The following is a 17,746-nucleotide window of genomic DNA, read 5'->3' on the forward strand; positions in this document are numbered from 1 at the left end:
CGGAGGTGCGGTCATGGCGTTCTATCGGCAGGTGGGAGCGGTGCCGCCGAAGCGGCACACCCAGCATCGCGACGATCAGGGACGGCTCTATTACGAAGAGCTGATGGGCGAGGAGGGCTTCTCCGGCGATTCCTCCCTGCTGTATCACCGCGGTCTACCGCCCGCCATTGTCGATTCGACGGTATGGGAGTTACCGGACCAGGCCCTCACCCCGAATCATCCACTGCGCCATCGACATCTGCGTCTACACCAACTCTTCCCCGGCGACACCCCGGCCGGAACCGATCCCGTCACCGGCCGTCGGCTGTTGCTCGGCAATGCGGATGTGCGGATCTCCTATGTGGTGGCCAAGGGCGCGGCACCGCTGTACCGCAATGCCATCGGCGACGAACTGGTGTACGTGGAATCCGGTGCGGCCGTGGTCGAAACGGTCTTCGGCACCATCCCGGCCCGGCAGGGCGACCAGGTTTTGATTCCGCGCGCGACCACCCACCGCTGGCTACCGAGCGGCCCGGAACCCTTGCGCGCGTATGTGCTCGAAGCGTCCAGCCACATCACCCCGCCGAAGCGGTATCTCTCGAAATTCGGTCAGCTGCTGGAACATTCGCCGTACTGCGAGCGAGATCTACACGGCCCGGGGGAACCGCTGATCGCCACCGGAACCGATATCGAAGTGCTGGTGAAGCATCGCCCGGGCGGTCAGGTGGTCGGCACGCGGATGATCTACGCGACGCATCCGTTCGATGTGGTCGGCTGGGACGGCTGCCTGTATCCGCTCACCTTCAATATCGCCGATTTCGAACCGCTCACCGGCCGAGTGCACCAGCCACCGCCCGCCCATCAGGCATTCGAGGGGATCAATTTCGTGGTGTGCAATTTCGTACCACGCAAGGTCGACTACCACCCGCTCTCGATTCCGGTGCCGTACTACCACTCCAATGTGGACAGCGACGAGATCATGTTCTACTGCGGCGGAAACTACGAGGCACGTCGGGGTTCCGGTATCGGACAGGGTTCGGTATCGGTACATCCCGGCGGTTATGCGCACGGCCCGCAGCCGGGCGCGTACGAGCACAGTATCGGCATCGATTTCTTCGATGAACTCGCGGTCATGGTCGACACCTTCCGACCGCTCGAACTCGGTGAAGGCGCGCTGGCCTGCGAGGATCCCGGATATGCGTGGACCTGGTCCGGTCGCGGACCGCAATCCGACACGCACCGGCAACCGGATCAGCGCCCGCACGCGAACCAGCGTGGACCCGCATGAAGACCCGCATCGAAGTTCCCGACAACACCCTCTTCGGTGCGGACAATCTCCCCTACGGCGTCTTCGCGCCGGAGGGACAGGACTTCCGGGTCGGTGTGCGGATCGGCGATCTTGTCATCGATCTGGCTGCGGCATTGGCGGATCCGACATTCGCCGAGCCGAGTCTCAATGCACACATGGCGGCGGGGCCACGTCGGTGGCGGGAGGTACGCGACCGGATCCGCGAGCTGGTCGATGATGAAATTCTCGGGGAGGCAGTGCATCCGCTGCACGACGTGCGCACCAAGCTACCGATGACGATCGGCGATTACGTCGATTTCTACGCCAGTGTCGACCACGCGACGAACCTCGGCAGGATGTTCCGTCCCGATGCCGAACCGTTGCTGCCGAATTGGCGACATCTGCCGGTCGGATATCACGGACGTGCTGGCACGGTCGTCGTCTCCGGCACCGATATCGTGCGTCCGCACGGGCAACGCCGAACACCTTCCGGCACACCGGATTTCGGACCGTCGCAACGCCTCGATGTCGAGGCCGAGCTCGGATTCGTGGTCGGAGTCGGCTCCGAACTCGGCACACCCATCGATATCGACCAGTTCGCCGAGCACGTCTTCGGCGTCGCGCTGGTGAACGATTGGTCCGCGCGCGATATCCAGGCGTGGGAGTATCAGCCACTCGGACCGTTTCTCGGCAAGTCGTTCGCCACCTCGATCTCACCCTGGGTAACACCGCTGGTCGCACTGGAAAACGCCCGCATACCGCTGCCGAAGCAAGAACCCGAACCACTGCCCTATCTGCGGAGCGGCCAGAAGTGGGGCCTCGATATCGACCTGGCCGTGCACTGGAACGGCCAAACCGTCTCGCATCCACCGTATTCCGCGATGTACTGGTCACCGGCGCAGATGCTGGCGCATCTCACCGCGAATGGCGCCGCCACTCGCACAGGTGATCTCTACGCCTCCGGCACCATCTCCGGACCGGAGCCGGGCCAGCGCGGTTCATTCATCGAATTGTCCTGGGGCGGAGCCGAACCGGTCACGGTGAACGGACTGCGCCGAACCTTCCTGGAGGACGGCGACGAGGTAGTCATCACCGCATCGGCACCGGGCCCGGATAGGCGACGCATCGGCCTGGGCGAGGTCCGCGGACGCATCTGGCATGCCCGCTAGCGCCGCGCCGAGCCTTGGTTCGCAGAGGTTTCGGACACCGCCCCATTCGACCGCCATATGACTGCGCTCGGCGAACAGCCGGATCGGGCGGGCTCAGCGCGCGGCGGCCGTTCGGACACCCGCATCGACGACGGCGATGAATCGCTGCAGATCCTCGGTGAGCGTATCGACCAGATCGGGAGCGCCGCCATCGTCGTGATGGTGCAGCCAGTCGGCGACGAGTTCGAATATGCCCCCAATGGTAGCCAGCGCCACAGTAATTCGCCTGCGCTGCGCCTGCGGATCCGTCGACTCCACGCCCGACCACTGCTGATCGAGGAAGGCCGCCGCCCAACGCCGATTACTGCGCCGTTGCTTCTCGACCGCCGGTGAGATGCCGCCCGCCTCACCGAATGTCACCTTGGCCAGCCGCGGATCGTCGGCAATGGCGTGCACGAAGGCCGCGATAATGGCCTGCGCGCGCTCCGGCCATGGCAGTTCGGCGGACGCGATTGCGGCCTCGATGGCACGCTGCTGAATCTGCTCGGTGATCTGGGTGAGCAGCGCGACGTAGCACGCTTCCTTGCTGTCGAAATGGTCGTAGAAACCCTTGGTCCCGACGAACGCGCGCTGACAGATCTGTTCGATCGATGTACCCGAAAAGCTTTGCTCGGCAAATAGTTCGGTGGCCGCGTCGAGCAATTGGCTGCGGCGTTGCGCGCTGCGCTGCTCGGCATCGAGGCCACGGATGCGGCGCCGCGCCGGAGTCGGATCGGGCCGCGCGGCGGATTTGCTGCGGGTCATACCTCGACCTTAGTCGGATCTCAACGCCACCTTCGGCGCGCTCGGTTTCCCGATCGGACCGCGTGGACGCTGATCCACCACTGCCTCGGCATCAATTTGTGCGAATCCACTCCTGAGCGGCGGATTCTTCGTGTATCTTCCTGAATGAAGCCCCGGACCACCCCTTGGTCCGGGGCTATCGCCATTTTTACGACACGACCGGCAGGTACACCTGTGCGCCGTGGTCGGCGAATTCGGCGGACTTCTCCGACATACCGGCTTGCAGCGCTTCGGTCTCGGTGAGCCCTTGGCGTGCGGCGTATTCCCGCACATCGGCGGAGATGCGCATGGAGCAGAACTTCGGTCCGCACATCGAGCAGAAGTGGGCGGTCTTGGCGGGTTCGGCGGGGAGGGTTTCGTCGTGGTACTCGCGGGCGGTGTCCGGATCGAGCGAGAGGGCGAACTGGTCGCGCCAGCGGAATTCGAACCGCGCCTTGGACAGTTCGTTATCGCGGTCCTGGGCGTGCGGATGGCCCTTGGCAAGGTCAGCGGCGTGCGCGGCGATCTTGTAGGTGATCACTCCGACCTTGACGTCGTCGCGGTTGGGCAGACCCAGGTGCTCCTTGGGGGTGACATAGCAGAGCATCGCGGTGCCCGCCTGGGCGATGATGGCCGCGCCGATGGCCGAGGTGATGTGGTCGTAGGCCGGTGCGATATCGGTGGCGAGCGGGCCGAGGGTATAGAACGGCGCCTCCTCGCACAGCTCCTCTTCCAGCCGCACGTTCTCCACGATCTTGTGCATCGGCACGTGACCCGGACCCTCGATCATGACCTGCACACCATGCGATTTCGCGATCTTGGTCAGCTCACCGAGAGTGCGCAGCTCGGCGAACTGGGCCTCGTCATTGGCATCGGCGATGGAGCCGGGCCGCAGGCCGTCGCCGAGGGAGAAGGTCACGTCGTAGCGCGCCAGGATTTCGCAGAGTTCGGCGAAGTTGGTGTACAGGAACGACTCCTGGTGATGCGCCAGACACCATGCGGCCATGATGGATCCACCACGCGAGACGATGCCGGTGACGCGCTTGGCGGTCAACGGCACGTAGCGCAGCAACACACCGGCGTGCACGGTCATATAGTCGACGCCCTGCTCGCACTGCTCGATTACGGTGTCGCGGTAGATCTCCCAGGTGAGCGCGGTCGGATCGCCGTTCACCTTCTCCAGCGCCTGATAGATGGGCACGGTGCCGACCGGGACGGGCGAATTGCGCAGGATCCATTCGCGCGTCTCGTGAATGTTCTTGCCGGTGGACAGATCCATGATGGTGTCCGCACCCCAGCGGGTGGCCCACACCATCTTCTCCACCTCCTCCGCGATCGAGGAGGACACAGCCGAGTTGCCGATATTGGCATTGATCTTGACCAGGAACTTCTTGCCGATAATGGTCGGCTCCAGCTCCGGATGCTTGTGATTGGCCGGGATGACCGCGCGCCCCGCGGCGACCTCGTCGCGTACCAGCTCGGGGGTCACGCCCTCGCGTGCCGCGATGAAGCGCATCTCGGGGGTGATGATGCCCTGGCGTGCCCAGGCCAGCTGGGTCGGCGGACCGTCGACCTCGGGCTTGGTCCAGCCGTCGCGCAGCTTCGGTAGACCGGCCTCCAGATCAATGGTCGCCGTGTCGTCGGTGTACGGGCCCGACGTGTCGTAGACATCGAAGTGCTCGCCATTGGTCAGATTGATCCGACGCACCGGAATGCGCAGGTCATCGACCTGTTGGTAATGCTTGACGCTGCCTTCGATCGGACCAGTGGTCACGGAGTCGACAGGTGTGGCCATGAATATCCTCCCTACGCCGGCATTACCCGGTCAGGTTCATACGGTCGACAGCCCTGAACGCCCGAATGGGCTAGCCGTCCTCTCAGCCCGCTGGTGCGAGCCCCCGTTGGTGTATGAATTTTTCCTGCCCGACGATACCTTTCCATGTCCGCACCGCGCCGGGCGATCGGATGAGGCGATCGACAACTCCGGATACCGCGAGGTCGGCTCCTCGCAGATCAGCTGAGCTTGCCCTCGTGGGCGTCGCGCATGCCTTGCAGGTCGATCTTCTGCATACCGAGCATCGCCTGCATGGCGCGGTTCGCTGCCGCGCGGTCGGTACCGGTCAGCAGAGCGTCGGCTTCGACGGGCCAGATCTGCCAGGGAATGCCGTACTTATCGTTGAGCCAACCACATTCGATCGGCTGGCCGCCGTCGGCGAGCAGTGCCGTCCAGAGTCGGTCGACCTCGTCCTGGCTGTCACAGTTGACCAGCAGCGACATGGCGTGGGTGTAGTGATAGTCGCCGCCGCCGTTGATGGCGGTGAACTTCTGTCCGTTGAGTTCGAAATCCACGAGCATGGTGAGCCCGGCTTCGCGCGGACCCACCTCGGAGTAGGGCACGACATTGGTGATCTTCGAATCCTCGAACAGCGAACAGTAGAACTCGGCGGCCTCCTCGGCCTGGGTGTCGTACCAGAGGTTGGTCACGATCTTCTGCATGGTGGTCCTCCCGATCGGTGTGCCTGTATTAGTGCCGACGGTGCTGGCGGACGGAATTCATCGCCCGTCAGTAGGACTGGAGCTCGATCAGGGTACCTGCCGGATCGCGCAGGTGGGCTGAGCGCAGGTTGGGACCCCAGTTCGGTCGATCGGCCGCGGCCGCGGCGAGGGTCGCGCCGTTGCGCAGGCACAGGTCCAGGCCCGCGTCGACGTCGGGCACTCGGAAGACGAACATCACGACATCTTGCGCGGGTGCGGCGGTGACGGGCAGGTCGGTGGTGCCGACGACTTCGGACATCGCGCTGCGGTCGAAGAGCACCAGTGCCGCTTGGTCGTCGACATCCCAGTTCGCGTAGGGACCCGACGAGGTGCCTTTGATCAGCTTGGCGCCGATGAGCTCAGGGAGGGCGGCGTTGTAGAAGTCGAAGCACTCAGCGAAATGGGTGACGAGCAGTCTTGGGTGCAGGGCGTCCATGCTGTCTCCTTATTAGTAGGTGCAGACCTATCATAGGTTCAGGCCTATAATTTGTCGCATGGATTCCGCGCGCGCACTTCCGCCGAGCCTGCTCGGGCTCGAGACCTACCTGCTTTCCCAGGTGGGCAAGGTCGCACGTGGACGGTTCGCCGAATGCCTCGCGGCGCGCGGACTTCGGCTGTGGCATATGGCCGTCCTCGCCGCGCTCGTCGATTTCGGGCCGCATGCGCAGCGCGATCTGGGTATCCGGCTCGATATTCATCCGAGCGATGTGGCGAAGATCGTCGACGAATTGGCCAGCGCCGGTCAGGTCGAGCGCACACGCGATCCGGAGGATCGTCGTCGAATGTCGGTGCGGATCACCAAGACCGGTCGGGCTTTGCTGCGAGCCCTCGACAAAGAGGCGGGACGAATACGCGATGAGATTCTCGCCCCGCTCCGTCCGGAAGAGCGAATTATGCTGGGGGACATGTTGCTTCGACTGTTCGAGCACACACATCCGGATACCGTGTCGGAATGAATCACGCCTGCCCGATCACAGCGTGATCGGGCAGGCGCGGTGATCATTTCAGGCCGCGGCCCTGGTTTCGGGCTTGTCGATCGCAACCGACTCAGGAGCCTTGCCGCGCAACGGAACTTCTTCGATGAACCAGGAGATCAGGAAGCCGAGTGCACAGATCGCGGCGGCAGCCAGGAAGATGTATCCAGTGCCGGCGGCGAAGGCCGCGAGGTAGCCGTGTCCCTCGGCCGGTACATGCCCCAGGAGCGCCCTGGTGAACAGGGATCCGAATGCCGCGACCCCGATTGATCCGCCCAGAGTACGGAACAGCGTGACCGCACCGGATGCCGCACCGATATTCGCCATCGCCACACTGTTCTGTGCGACGGCGGTGGACAACTGCATCGAGAAGCCGAGTCCGGTACCCATCAGCGCCATGGCGAAACCCGTTGTCAGCCGACTAGTTTCCGCGTCTATGGTGGCCAGCAGTAGCGCGCCCGCGGTGAGGAACAGCCCGCCGAGGATGAAGAAGAGCTTGTACTTACCGGTCGCGGTCATCCGCTTCCCGACGATCTGCGAGACCACCAGTAGCGGCATCATCATCGGCAGCAGAAGCAGTCCGGAGTTCGCGGCCGAGGCGCCCTGCACCGTCTGCTGGAACAGCGGCAGATACAGCACCGAGCCGAACATGATCACGCCGCCGACCAGTGCGGTCAGCGCCGCCAGAGTGAGATTGCGGGTGCGGAAGATCCCGAGCGGAATGACCGGGTCGACAGCCCGACGTTCGATGACCAGGAATGCGACCAAGGCGGCGACCGCGAGCACGGCCAGTCCGATGATCCGCGCCGAGAGCCAGGCGTAGTCGACACCGCCCCAGGTCGCGATCAGCACCAGTGCGGCGATCGCGGTCGTCAGCGCGAGAATGCCCGCGTAGTCGATGGTCACCTTCCTGCGCACGACGGGCAGTTCGAGCCGCCACCACGACCAAGCGAAGGCCACCAGGCCCAGCGGAATATTGATGTAGAAGGCCCAGCGCCAGTCGAGTCCGTCGGTGATCACGCCGCCGAGCAGCGGTCCGCCGATGGTGCCGACGGCCATCGTGGTTGCGGTCATGCCCTGGTATTTTCCGCGTTCGCGCGGCGGGACCAGCGCACCTATGACGGCGAATGCCGTGACGGCTATGCCGCCCGCGCCGAGGCCCTGCACTGCGCGGAATCCGATCAGCGCGGGCATCGACCAGGATGCGCCCGCCAGTACCGAGCCGATCAGGAATACGCCAATCGCACTGAGGAATATGGCTTTTCGACTGTACAGATCGCCGAGTTTCGCCCACACCGGCGTCGAGATCGCCGACAGCAGGGTGTAGGCGGTCACCACCCAGGCGACCTGGGACAGTCCGCCCAGTTCGCGCACGATCGTCGGCATCGCGGTGCCGACGATCGCGTTGTCCAACATTGCCAGCAGCATCGCCAATAGCACCCCGGCCAGTACCAATCGGATCTGTCGCGCGCTGTTCGTCTCGGTCATATCGGCGGACATCGCCGCTCACCTCCTTCGAGTCTCGGCAGCTTCGGGAGCGGCCGACGGACCTCAGAAAACCATAGTCGATACAAAAGTACAACTGCTCCGATTTTAGTGTCGATAGCCTAATCCGGTAGAGTTGCGGCATGACCGCGACGATCGGGCGCAGGGAGCGCAAGAAGGCACAGACGCGGCAGGCGCTGGCCGACGCCGCGATGCAGCTGTTCACCGAACGCGGCTATGACAATGTCGGCGTCCGCGAGGTCGCCGAGGCGGCGGATGTATCGCTGAGCACGCTGTTCAAGCATTTCCCCAGCAAGGAATCACTGGTCTTCGACCTGGACGCGGATATCGAGGCCGATCTGGTCGCAGCCGTCCGTGACCGGCCCGCTGGACAATCGGTCATCCACGGGCTGCGCGACTATCTGATGCGCACCCGCACCGCGCGCAACCACGATCCCGGAATCGTAGCCTTCCACCAGCTCGTAGACTCCACGCCCGCGCTGCGCGAGTACGCCCACCAGATGCTGTTGCGGCACGAATCCGCATTGGCGGCCGCGATCGCCGAGGCGACCGGCGCACCGGAGGGCGATCTCGCGGCCGCGGGACTCGCCCACTTCGCACTGGAAAGCGCCAAAGTCGCGAGCACCAGGCAAGATCCGGCGAGCGCGTTCCGCGAGTTGTTCGATCTGCTCGAAAACGGCTGGGGTCAGTAACTTCCAGCCCACCCGAAATCTCCTGGGCACCAACCACACTCGGAAGCCCCGCCGGTACGGAGCTTTCCGGGGGGACCAGTACCGCTGCGGCGGCGATGATCGCCGAACCGTCTCGAGGCCGGAGGTCGCGAGCATAAGGGCGACGACGGGATAGATGGTCGACTCGGGGCTCACGTCGCGCTGGCGACCGCCGCCCGGATGCCGATGGCGAGGCCGCATTCTCTGGCGTCGATGACGGCCTTGCGGATCAGCGAGAGCGTGCACGGCATCACTACGGCGCCGCCGATGGGCGAGCAGCATCCCACCCGCAATCAAGTGCCGGGCCCTGCGCGAAGTCGCCGCCACCATCGAGAACGCCGCCGCACGCTGATCTCAGCCTTTCAGCCAATATCGAGCAAATGAGTCGAATGGTTCGGCGGCGTATGGAATGCCGATACGGGTTGACTAAGTCTTCTAGCGTCGCTAGATTCTCTAACAACGCTAAATCAGAGAACGGAACAGCTCATGATCACCACCCTCATCCAGCTCGTCGCCATCGTCTCGGTCCTCGCGAACGCCGTCGTCTACGGCACCGATGCCTGCTTCGCACTGATCACGCGGTCGGTGTACGACAAGCTGGACGACCGGACCGTGACCATGTCGGCGGGCTGGGGTCACTACTACGGTGACCGCCGGATGCCGATCGTCGGCATCAGCGGTGTGGTGACCGCGGTCGTGGCAACGGCTCTCGCGGCCATCGGCGGACACGCGGCGGCAGCGATCGCGGCGGGCATCGCCGTCTTGGCGCTGGTGACCTGGCTCGGAATCTACGTTCGGGTCGCGAAGCCGGTGAACACCCAACAGACCGCGGCCGCGCACAGCGGTGTCATTCCCGCGAATGCCCGTGCGCTGCAAGACAAGTGGAACAGTGTGATCAATGGCCGGGTGGCGCTGCAGTTCATCGCCGTCGCCGCACTCTGCGCCGCGATCGCCCTCGCCTGACGCGCTGGCATCAACAACCCTGTGTCGGCCACACCTCGCATGTGCCGCCGACACAGGGTTTTTCGTTTGCCCGATCAATACGATCTACCAAAGCAGCGAATCGACCCGCCGCTCCGAAATACGGGTCCCTATCGGATGATTTGGTCGATCAGCCGACGCGCGGCCCGATCCGTGCGCTCGACATCACCGGTGATCAGCCGATCCTGAATAATGCCGCGCAGACCCGAAACCAACAGCGTAGCAACGGCTTCCGGGTCATCGATGGATTCGATCCGACGCAGCGCATCGGCCAACGTCCCGATGAACGTCGCGATCGCGGCATTCGCATAGTCGCCGTAGGGACTACCCGGCGCACAAGCGGCCCCCAGTACCTGCAGCAGCACCCGCACACTCGTCGTGGCCTCCCCGGCGATATTCACCGCACAGAATTCGCTGAGCCTTTCGCGCAGCGAAGCCGCATCGCAGACCCCCGCGAAGACCGCGGCGATATCCGGGCGCTGCGTGGTGAGCGCCTGCACCAGCAGTTCTTCCTTGGTGTTGAAGTAGTGGATCAGCATGCGCGAACTGGTGCCGAGTTCCGCGGCGAGCGGACGCAGCGATAGGTCACCGAGACCGTGGGCGGCGATGTATTCGACGACACCGGCCAGCAGGTCGGCGCGTTTCGCGTGGTCGAGTGGGCGAGCCATAAGTTGACTGTAGCGATTGGTACAGGTATTCATGACATCGTGACTGTAACAATCGCTTCAGAAATTCGCCCGGCCGTCGTGGTCACCGCGGTCGCCGCGACCACATCGATCGCCGATGACATCGACGCGACCTGGTCCGGACTGCTCGCCGGGTGCAGCGGTATCGGCATGCTCGCCGACGATTTCGTGGCCGAATACGATCTACCGGTCCGCATCGGCGGCAAGTTGAAGTCACGGCCGGGTGATCAGCTCACCCGCGTCGAACAGCGCCGCCACTCCTATGTCGAGCAGATGGCGCTGGTGCTCGGCCGCCAGGTCTGGCGCAATGCGGGCGCACCCGAGGTCGAGGGCGAGCGGCTCGCGGTTGTCATCGGCACCGGGCTTGGCGGCGGCGATGCGCTGATCAATGCGGTCGATTCGATGCGCGACGGCGGCTACCGCAAGGTCTCGCCGATGTCGGTGCCGATGGTGATGCCGAATGGTCCGGCCGCGACGGTTGGACTCGAAATCGGGGCCAAGGCAGGAGTTTTCGCGCCCGTCTCCGCTTGTTCATCGGGTTCGGAGGCGATCGCGCACGCCTGGCGGTTGATCACTACCGGTGAGGCGGATGTGGTGGTGGCCGGTGGCGTCGAGGGGCATATCGATGCGGTGCCGATCGCGAGTTTCGCCATGATGCGGGCGATGAGTACGCGCAATGACGAGCCGGAGCGGGCATCGCGGCCATTCGATCGGGATCGCGACGGGTTTGTTTTCGGTGAGGCGGGAGCACTGCTGGTACTGGAATCCGAGCGGCATGCGCGGGCGCGCGGGGCGCGAATTCACGGCCGCGTGCTGGGCGCGGGGATCACTTCGGACGCCTATCACATCGTCGCGTCGGAGCCGGAGGGCATCGGTGCGGCGCGCGCGATGCGCAAGGCGATATGCACTGCCGGACTGGAGGTTTCGGATATTCAGCACGTCAATGCGCACGCCACCTCGACCTCTATCGGGGACGCATCGGAAGCCAATGCCATCACCGCGGTCACCCCACAGGCATCGGTCTACGCACCCAAATCCGCACTCGGCCATTCGATCGGGGCGGTCGGTGCGCTCGAATCGATCCTCACCATGCTGACGCTGCGTGACCAAATCGTCCCGCCCACATTGAATCTCGACAATCGGGACCTGGAGATCGACCTCGATATCGTAACGGGTGCGCCCCGCGAGCAGCGCATCGATTTCGCACTCAACAACTCGTTCGGTTTCGGCGGCCACAATGTCGCCCTCGCCTTCGGCCGGGCATAGCGGGCGGCCGATCGCCGCGCCGAGTAGCGTCGTAGCAGAATCGTTAACCGTACGAACAATCCAGCGGAACGGGACAACGACGTGGCCGATGCCTTCTACACCCCAGATCCGGCGAATCCGAATCGGTTCGTCTCGACCGAACTGACCCGCGGTCCGTGGTCACCCGACGCACAGCATGCCGGACCCCCATCGGCGCTGCTCGGGCACGCGATCGAACGCTGTGAGCCACGGGCCGGATTTCAGATCGGGCGGGTCGCGGTGGAAATCCTCGGCCCGGTTCCGTTGGAGCCGCTGATGGCGACGACACGGGTAGCCCGTCCCGGACGCAGTGTGGAGCTGATCGAAGCGACCCTGTCCACCGATCGCGGACCCGTCATGCGAGCGAATGCCTGGCGCTTCAAACTCGCCGAGCCGGAGCTCGAACTCCCCGAACAGTTCCTGCCGAGCGGTATCCGTCCCGGCCCGGATCAGGCGACGCCGTCCCACTTTCCGTCGACCCAGTCCATCGGATTTCACACCGGTATCGACTACAGCTTCGTTTCCGGATCTTTCGAAGATCCCGGCCCGGCGATCTGCTGGATCCGTCTGAAATATCCAATCGTCGCAGGTACCACGCCGAGTCCGCTGGAACGCACCCTCGCCGCGGCGGATTCGGGCAATGGTGTCAGCCGGGTGCTGGATTGGAATCAATACCTGTTCATCAATACCGATCTCACGGTCACGCTGCACCGGCAGCCGGTCGGTGAATGGGTCTGCCTGGATGCCGCCACCTATCCCCAACCGCACGGCATCGGCCTGGCGGAGTCGTCGCTCTTCGATGAAAAGGGCCCGCTCGGCCGAAGCACCCAAACGCTGTTCCTGGGACCGCGCTAGCTCGGCTTCCACCCACGCGATCGAAAATTGCCGCACCGGCCGGACGCCTGGCGGTCGGACCGAGTTGCGCGACATTCCGGATCGAAACGGAAAACACGGTCCGAACTTCGCGGGTCGAGACCATCGGTCGGCCTGTTGCTGAGCAATCGCCGCATGTGAAACCATGAATGTGATTCGGTCGACCCGAAAACTCTGATGACTGGACACCCGGCAGCAGGCCGCGCACCGCGGACACCGGGCCCGGCGACCGATACCACTCGCGCAATGGTTCGCGGTCCGGGTCTTGCTGAATTTTGCGCCCTGCTCGGCCTGGTTCCGGTCGCGCCGCTGCTGGCCTGGAGCGACCGGGCGTTGCGGCTACAGACGGATGTGCGCGACGGCCCGTGCCTGGGCTTCTTCGGCCGCCGCGGCATCCGGCGCATCCAGGTCGGTGCGGTGTGCACGCCCACCGAGCCGCTTTCGCGCAGCGGCTCGGGCGCGGGAAGGAGTCGACGATGTTGATGCGCTTCCGACTGGCCCCGGACCAACTCGCCGCGGCCTTGTCCATCGCTGGGCTGACGCCGGGACCGCGGTCCGGACTGCCGCTGACCACCCCGCCGGAGGACCCGGTGGCGGCGCTGCGGGACACCGGACTGCTCGAAGCGGACGGCCGACTCACCGGACCCGCGACGGGAGCACTGCGGATCGCCGCCGATCCCGCCCACACCACCGCCATCACCGCCAACCACGTCGGGCAGGACGACTGGACAGCGGCGCTGGTGCTGCGCGGGGATGAAGACGACACCTTCGTCATGCAGGCCGGGAGCGGCGACGAGGGCTTCGATTTCACCGTCGTGCCCACGCTCACCCAGGCCACCATGCTGATCGACCAACTCCTCGATCTCAGCTCATACGGCCCCGGATTCGCATCACCGCCGATCGACCTCGATCTCATCACATTCGCCGCACTGCTCGCCGCCGCCGATGCGGCACAGGAGGCCCGCCTGGCCGGAGTCCTGCGTCGAAACGTCGCGCCCGGACCGCTCGAGCTGCGGGCGCTCGAACTGGAGGAGCAACTCGCCAAGGGGCTGGCCGCCGGCGACACTCGGTGGGCCTTGTCCGCAGCCCAGCGCACCACACCGGTATCACTCGCGGCGGCGGCCGGTCGGATGCCGGAGGGACTGGCACGGCTGGCGTCGCTGGGCCTTGTTCGACTGGCGGCGCTCGGTAGCTACCGATTCACCGACGCCGGGACCGCGGCGGCGCGGTCGTTCGGTCAACTGTTGACGACCGGAAGAATCGCCGTAATGACAGGTGCGGCAAGGAAACAGGACGCACTCGCCGATTTCACGGTGTTCCGTTCCACGTTCTCGACCCGGTTCGCCTGCTGGCGCGAGCTGACGGCGCGCAACCCACGTGCCGAATTGTTCGAGACCACAACGGAAGTCGCGCTCCGTCTGGTGCGCGATGTGCTGGATCCCGCCGTGGTCAAGCCATTCACCGGTGGCATACCGGCATTAGACGCCTCCGCCGTACCCACGGAAGTCGTGCCGGTGGTCGAGCGCGGCGGCACACCGGCATTTCATCCGACCCATCAGGTACCCGACCACGGCATGCCCGCATGGGCCACTCCCGACTCGACCCGGCCGCCCGTCGCCCGCATCGATCCGCGCGTCGAACTCCAGATCCTCGAGCGCTCCGGCGACTGGGCGCATATCGCCTGCAACAACGGCTGGACCGCATGGGTCGACGGCCGCGCCATCGAACCTCTCGCCGCCCCCTGGTATCCGACCCACCTGGTACCCGACGGCGGATTGGACGCGTGGGCCGCGCCCGATCCGAGCCTCGGCCCGCTCACCAGCATCGATCCGGGCGTCGAACTCCAGATCCTCGGCCGCGCCGGGGACTGGGCGCATATCGCCTGCAATAACGGCTGGACCGCATGGGTGGACGGCCGCGCGATCCAACCTCTCGCACGGCCCGACGCAGCCCGGACATCCACCGGCAACAAGCGCGACTGAGGTCCCGGTCACGAGCATGGCATAGCTCTCGGGAACCAGAGCCGTCGAAATCTCTTGCATGGCCCCGCCATTGCCGCCCGGATCGGTAAAGAAGCAGAACCCGACATTGGCGAGCGGGCCGGTCACAAGCCTGAGATTCGCACCGATCACTGTGCGGACCGCACGCGACGACCCCACGCATCGGCCTACTTGCGCGGTTTCCACCGCCATGCGAATTCGCCCAACTCGGGCGGCGGGCCCGGCAGTTCACCTTTTCCCGAGAGCCCCGCGATCAGCATGGCGAGCACTCGCCTCCGCAGTTCCGCGGTTCGGACTTGGTCCGGCATGGCGATTGCCGCGCAGGATTCCAGCACGAGACCGAGGTCGTTGGCATTGGCATCCGCGCGCAGCCGACCGGAGGCGTGTGCGCGCCGCACCAGTTCCTCGGTGACTTCACCCGAATGCGTGACGTCCGGCAGCATCGAATCGTCCGGCGTGAACGTGCCTGCCAGATGCACGGTCAGTGAGTGCACATCCGCGTCGACTACCCGCTCCAGGAATCCGACCAGACCACGCCAGCCATCCGAATCCTCCAGTGCGGCATCGGCTTCGGCGTTGTAGCGGCGCAGGCCCTGGTGGCAGAGGGTACGCAGCAGCACCTCCTTGCTCGGATAGCGGCGATAGAGGGCGCTGATCCCTACTCCCGCGCGCTCGGCGACGGCGGCGATGGGGGCATTGGCATCGGCGAGGAAGACCGCGCGGGCGGCCTCGAGGATGAGCCCGTCATTGCGGGCGGCCTGCGCCTTGCGCCCGGGCAGACCCTTCTGAGCTGGGGCATCGGATGTCTTCGGCATGAGTTCAGATTAGCACTTGAAACGGAATGATCCGTTCTGATACTGTTCAAACAGAACGAAGCATTCCGTTTCACAAGGAGTCGAAATGAACGCCATCACCCCCTTCACCATCGACGTTCCGCAAGCTCAGCTCGATGACTTGACCGACCGGCTGTCCCGAGCCCTCTACCCGAACGAGTTGCCCGGCGTCGGCGACGCGTATGGCGTTCCGAACGAGCGGGTGCGCAATCTCGCCGCGTACTGGCTGGAACACTTCGACTGGCGCACTCTGGAGGCGAAGCTGAACTCCTACCCGCAGTTCACCACCGAGATCGATGGCGAAGATATCCACTTCCTGCACGTCAGGTCCTCCCGGCCGGATGCGCTGCCAGTGATCCTCACCCACGGCTGGCCGGGTTCGGTGCTCGAATACCTCGATGTCATCGCGCCACTGACCGAACCGGAATCGGCCGACGATCCCGCCTTCCACCTGGTCATCCCATCGCTGCCGGGATTCGGATTCTCCGGTCCGACCCGCAGCACCGGATGGGGCACAGTCCGCACCGCCGCGGCTTGGGCGGAGCTGATGAGCCGCTTGGGCTACGAGCGCTACGGCGCCATCGGCAACGACGGTGGCTCGATGGTGTCACCGGAGATCGGGCGGCTGGATTGCGATCACGTGGTCGGAGTCCATGTGACGCAGCTCTTTTCGTTCCCATCCGGCGATCCAGCGGAGTTCGACGGGCTGTCCGAGGACGATATGGCGGCGCTGCAGCACCTGCAGTGGTTCCACGAGAACAAGATGGCCTTCAATACCTTGCACAGCCAGCAGCCGCAGACGCTGGCGTTCGCGCTGGCCGATTCGCCGGTCGGGTTGCTCGGCTGGAACGCGCAGTTGTTCGGCGAGAGCCTCGACGAGGAATTCGTGATCGGCAATGTGGCCATCTACTGGCTGACCGGTACGGCCGGGTCGTCGTTGCGGTTCTACTACGAGAATGCGCACACCGCGCAGCAGCCGAGTGGGCCGACCACGGTGCCGACCGGCTTGGCGATGTTCAAGGGCGATTTCCAGTCGATCCGCCGGTTCGCCGAGCGCGATCACAGCAACATCGTCAGCTGGAATTCCTACAACGTCGGCTCCGCCCAAGGCGGCCCGAACGATGCCGCCGGGCATTACGCCGCACATGAGGCACCGCAGGTGATCGTCGCTGATATCCGGCAATTCTTCGCCAAGCTCGGCTGACTGAACGCTGCGCGACGGCTGGCATCCCGCTTCCGGACGCCAGCCGCTCCGCGGTTTCCGGCGTAGACCCTCTCGTATGGTCCTGAGACGCGCGGCCATGGTTCGTCTCGTTCTCCGTTGATGTACTGGATTCACCAACAGCTCAACAGCTTCCAACACCCGCGGTGCGAGTGTCCGGCCCGAAGGCGGCAGCCTGCGTAACCACGTAGGGCCCGGGCGCACCGCAAATTCGACACAGGAGAACATCATGCGTATCGCAGTATTCGGAGCCACCAGCACCGTCGGTCGGCTGGTCGTCGAGCAGGCGCTCGAACAGGGGCACGAGGTCACCGCATTCACTCGCGATGCCGCGAACGTGCGGCAGCGGCACGAGCGGCTGCACATTGTCGAGGGCGATGTGCTCGATACGAATTCAGTGGAGCGGGCGGTGGTCGGGCAGGATGCGGTGCTGATCTCGCTCGGTGCGGGCCGCAAGGGCGTCATCCGGGCCGAGGGCACCCGCGCGGTGCTCGAGGCGATGGACCGGACCGGTGTGAAACGCCTGATCTGCCAGACCACCCTTGGCGTCGGCGACAGCCGCGGCAACCTGAACTTCCTCTGGAAGTACGTCATGTTCGGGATGCTGCTGCGCGAGGCCTACGCCGACCACGTCGAGCAGGAAGAGTACGTCCGCGCCAGCAACCTCGACTGGACCATCGTCCGCCCAAGCGCCTTCACCGACGGCCCCCGCACCGACACCTACCGCCAAGGGTTTCCCGCCGACGCCAAGGGCCTGTCGCTCAAAATCGCCCGAGCCGACATCGCCGCCTTCATGCTCACCCAACTCACCGATCCCACCTACACTCACCAGGCTCCCGGCATCTCCAACTAGCGGTCGAGAATGCGGCGGTGGTGGGGCGCTCTCGACGTTTGCCTGGTGATCG

Annotated in this window: 18 protein-coding genes; 11 read left to right on the forward strand and 7 right to left on the reverse strand. The window is 64.9% G+C overall.

The window, feature by feature from the left end; all coding sequences use genetic code 11:
* Nucleotides 1-13: 13 nt before the first annotated feature.
* Both ACQP2U_RS39015 and fahA read left to right on the forward strand, forming a co-directional pair.
* Nucleotides 14-1,267, forward strand: coding sequence for a homogentisate 1,2-dioxygenase (locus ACQP2U_RS39015; protein WP_433712173.1), 1,254 nt, complete (start codon nucleotides 14-16; stop codon nucleotides 1,265-1,267).
* A complete protein-coding gene (fahA, locus tag ACQP2U_RS39020) occupies nucleotides 1,264-2,436 on the forward strand; it encodes a fumarylacetoacetase (protein WP_433712174.1) in 1,173 nt (390 codons plus the stop codon). Before ACQP2U_RS39015 ends, fahA begins: the two co-directional genes overlap by 4 nt.
* Nucleotides 2,437-2,529: 93 nt before the next feature.
* On the opposite strand, the gene ACQP2U_RS39025 is transcribed toward fahA, so the two are convergent.
* The 4 genes from ACQP2U_RS39025 to ACQP2U_RS39040 form a co-directional block, all read right to left on the reverse strand.
* Nucleotides 2,530-3,219, reverse strand: coding sequence for a TetR/AcrR family transcriptional regulator (locus ACQP2U_RS39025; RefSeq protein WP_433712175.1), 690 nt, complete (start codon nucleotides 3,217-3,219; stop codon nucleotides 2,530-2,532).
* Nucleotides 3,220-3,406: 187 nt separating this feature from the next.
* Complete coding sequence (gene thiC, locus ACQP2U_RS39030; protein WP_433712176.1) at nucleotides 3,407-5,032, reverse strand: phosphomethylpyrimidine synthase ThiC; 1,626 nt, start codon at nucleotides 5,030-5,032, stop codon at nucleotides 3,407-3,409.
* 218 nt (nucleotides 5,033-5,250) lie between these two features.
* Nucleotides 5,251-5,733, reverse strand: a complete 483-nt coding sequence (locus tag ACQP2U_RS39035; protein ID WP_433712178.1) for a VOC family protein — start codon at nucleotides 5,731-5,733, stop codon at nucleotides 5,251-5,253.
* A 67-nt stretch (nucleotides 5,734-5,800) separates the two neighbouring features.
* Nucleotides 5,801-6,208, reverse strand: coding sequence for a VOC family protein (locus ACQP2U_RS39040; RefSeq protein ID WP_433712179.1), 408 nt, complete (start codon nucleotides 6,206-6,208; stop codon nucleotides 5,801-5,803).
* 58 nt (nucleotides 6,209-6,266) lie between these two features.
* Between ACQP2U_RS39040 and ACQP2U_RS39045 the strand changes: the two genes are divergently transcribed.
* A complete protein-coding gene (locus ACQP2U_RS39045; protein WP_433712180.1) occupies nucleotides 6,267-6,728 on the forward strand; it encodes a MarR family winged helix-turn-helix transcriptional regulator in 462 nt (153 codons plus the stop codon).
* 48 nt (nucleotides 6,729-6,776) lie between these two features.
* Here ACQP2U_RS39045 and ACQP2U_RS39050 read toward each other — a convergent pair whose 3' ends face one another.
* Nucleotides 6,777-8,246 carry an MDR family MFS transporter gene (locus ACQP2U_RS39050; protein ID WP_433712181.1) on the reverse strand — a complete coding sequence of 490 codons (1,470 nt, stop codon included), beginning with the start codon at nucleotides 8,244-8,246 and terminating at the stop codon, nucleotides 6,777-6,779.
* A 128-nt stretch (nucleotides 8,247-8,374) separates the two neighbouring features.
* Between ACQP2U_RS39050 and ACQP2U_RS39055 the strand changes: the two genes are divergently transcribed.
* Complete coding sequence (locus ACQP2U_RS39055; protein WP_433712182.1) at nucleotides 8,375-8,944, forward strand: TetR/AcrR family transcriptional regulator; 570 nt, start codon at nucleotides 8,375-8,377, stop codon at nucleotides 8,942-8,944.
* Between the two features lie 504 nt (nucleotides 8,945-9,448).
* Nucleotides 9,449-9,925: a DUF1772 domain-containing protein gene (locus tag ACQP2U_RS39060; protein WP_433712183.1), complete on the forward strand. Its 477-nt coding sequence runs from the start codon at nucleotides 9,449-9,451 to the stop codon at nucleotides 9,923-9,925.
* Between the two features lie 128 nt (nucleotides 9,926-10,053).
* Here ACQP2U_RS39060 and ACQP2U_RS39065 read toward each other — a convergent pair whose 3' ends face one another.
* Nucleotides 10,054-10,611: a TetR/AcrR family transcriptional regulator gene (locus ACQP2U_RS39065; RefSeq protein WP_433712184.1), complete on the reverse strand. Its 558-nt coding sequence runs from the start codon at nucleotides 10,609-10,611 to the stop codon at nucleotides 10,054-10,056.
* Nucleotides 10,612-10,650: 39 nt separating this feature from the next.
* On the opposite strand from ACQP2U_RS39065, the gene ACQP2U_RS39070 reads away from it, so the two are divergent.
* The 4 genes from ACQP2U_RS39070 (at nucleotide 10,651) to ACQP2U_RS39085 (ending at nucleotide 14,768) form a co-directional block, all read left to right on the forward strand.
* The gene (locus ACQP2U_RS39070) at nucleotides 10,651-11,895 is read left to right on the forward strand and encodes a KasA/KasB family beta-ketoacyl-ACP synthase (protein ID WP_433712185.1); all 1,245 of its coding nucleotides are present in this window, start codon (nucleotides 10,651-10,653) and stop codon (nucleotides 11,893-11,895) included.
* Between the two features lie 81 nt (nucleotides 11,896-11,976).
* The gene (locus tag ACQP2U_RS39075) at nucleotides 11,977-12,768 is read left to right on the forward strand and encodes a thioesterase family protein (protein WP_433712186.1); all 792 of its coding nucleotides are present in this window, start codon (nucleotides 11,977-11,979) and stop codon (nucleotides 12,766-12,768) included.
* A gap of 264 nt (nucleotides 12,769-13,032) precedes the next feature.
* Nucleotides 13,033-13,269 carry a hypothetical protein gene (locus tag ACQP2U_RS39080; RefSeq protein WP_433712187.1) on the forward strand — a complete coding sequence of 79 codons (237 nt, stop codon included), beginning with the start codon at nucleotides 13,033-13,035 and terminating at the stop codon, nucleotides 13,267-13,269.
* The gene (locus tag ACQP2U_RS39085) at nucleotides 13,263-14,768 is read left to right on the forward strand and encodes an SH3 domain-containing protein (RefSeq protein WP_433712188.1); all 1,506 of its coding nucleotides are present in this window, start codon (nucleotides 13,263-13,265) and stop codon (nucleotides 14,766-14,768) included. Before ACQP2U_RS39080 ends, ACQP2U_RS39085 begins: the two co-directional genes overlap by 7 nt.
* A 185-nt stretch (nucleotides 14,769-14,953) precedes the next feature.
* On the opposite strand, the gene ACQP2U_RS39090 is transcribed toward ACQP2U_RS39085, so the two are convergent.
* Nucleotides 14,954-15,601 (reverse strand): TetR/AcrR family transcriptional regulator, encoded by a 648-nt coding sequence (locus ACQP2U_RS39090; RefSeq protein WP_433712190.1) that lies wholly within the window; start codon nucleotides 15,599-15,601, stop codon nucleotides 14,954-14,956.
* Nucleotides 15,602-15,686: 85 nt separating this feature from the next.
* Here ACQP2U_RS39090 and ACQP2U_RS39095 point away from each other — a divergent pair, with 85 nt between their 5' ends.
* Together ACQP2U_RS39095 and ACQP2U_RS39100 are read left to right on the forward strand one after the other, a co-directional pair.
* The gene (locus tag ACQP2U_RS39095) at nucleotides 15,687-16,823 is read left to right on the forward strand and encodes an epoxide hydrolase family protein (RefSeq protein ID WP_433712191.1); all 1,137 of its coding nucleotides are present in this window, start codon (nucleotides 15,687-15,689) and stop codon (nucleotides 16,821-16,823) included.
* 247 nt (nucleotides 16,824-17,070) lie between these two features.
* Complete coding sequence (locus ACQP2U_RS39100) at nucleotides 17,071-17,694, forward strand: NAD(P)-dependent oxidoreductase (protein WP_433712192.1); 624 nt, start codon at nucleotides 17,071-17,073, stop codon at nucleotides 17,692-17,694.
* Nucleotides 17,695-17,746 lie beyond the last annotated feature (52 nt).

The sequence above is a fragment of the Nocardia sp. CA-084685 genome, assembly GCF_050955785.1.
GTDB lineage: Bacteria > Actinomycetota > Actinomycetes > Mycobacteriales > Mycobacteriaceae > Nocardia.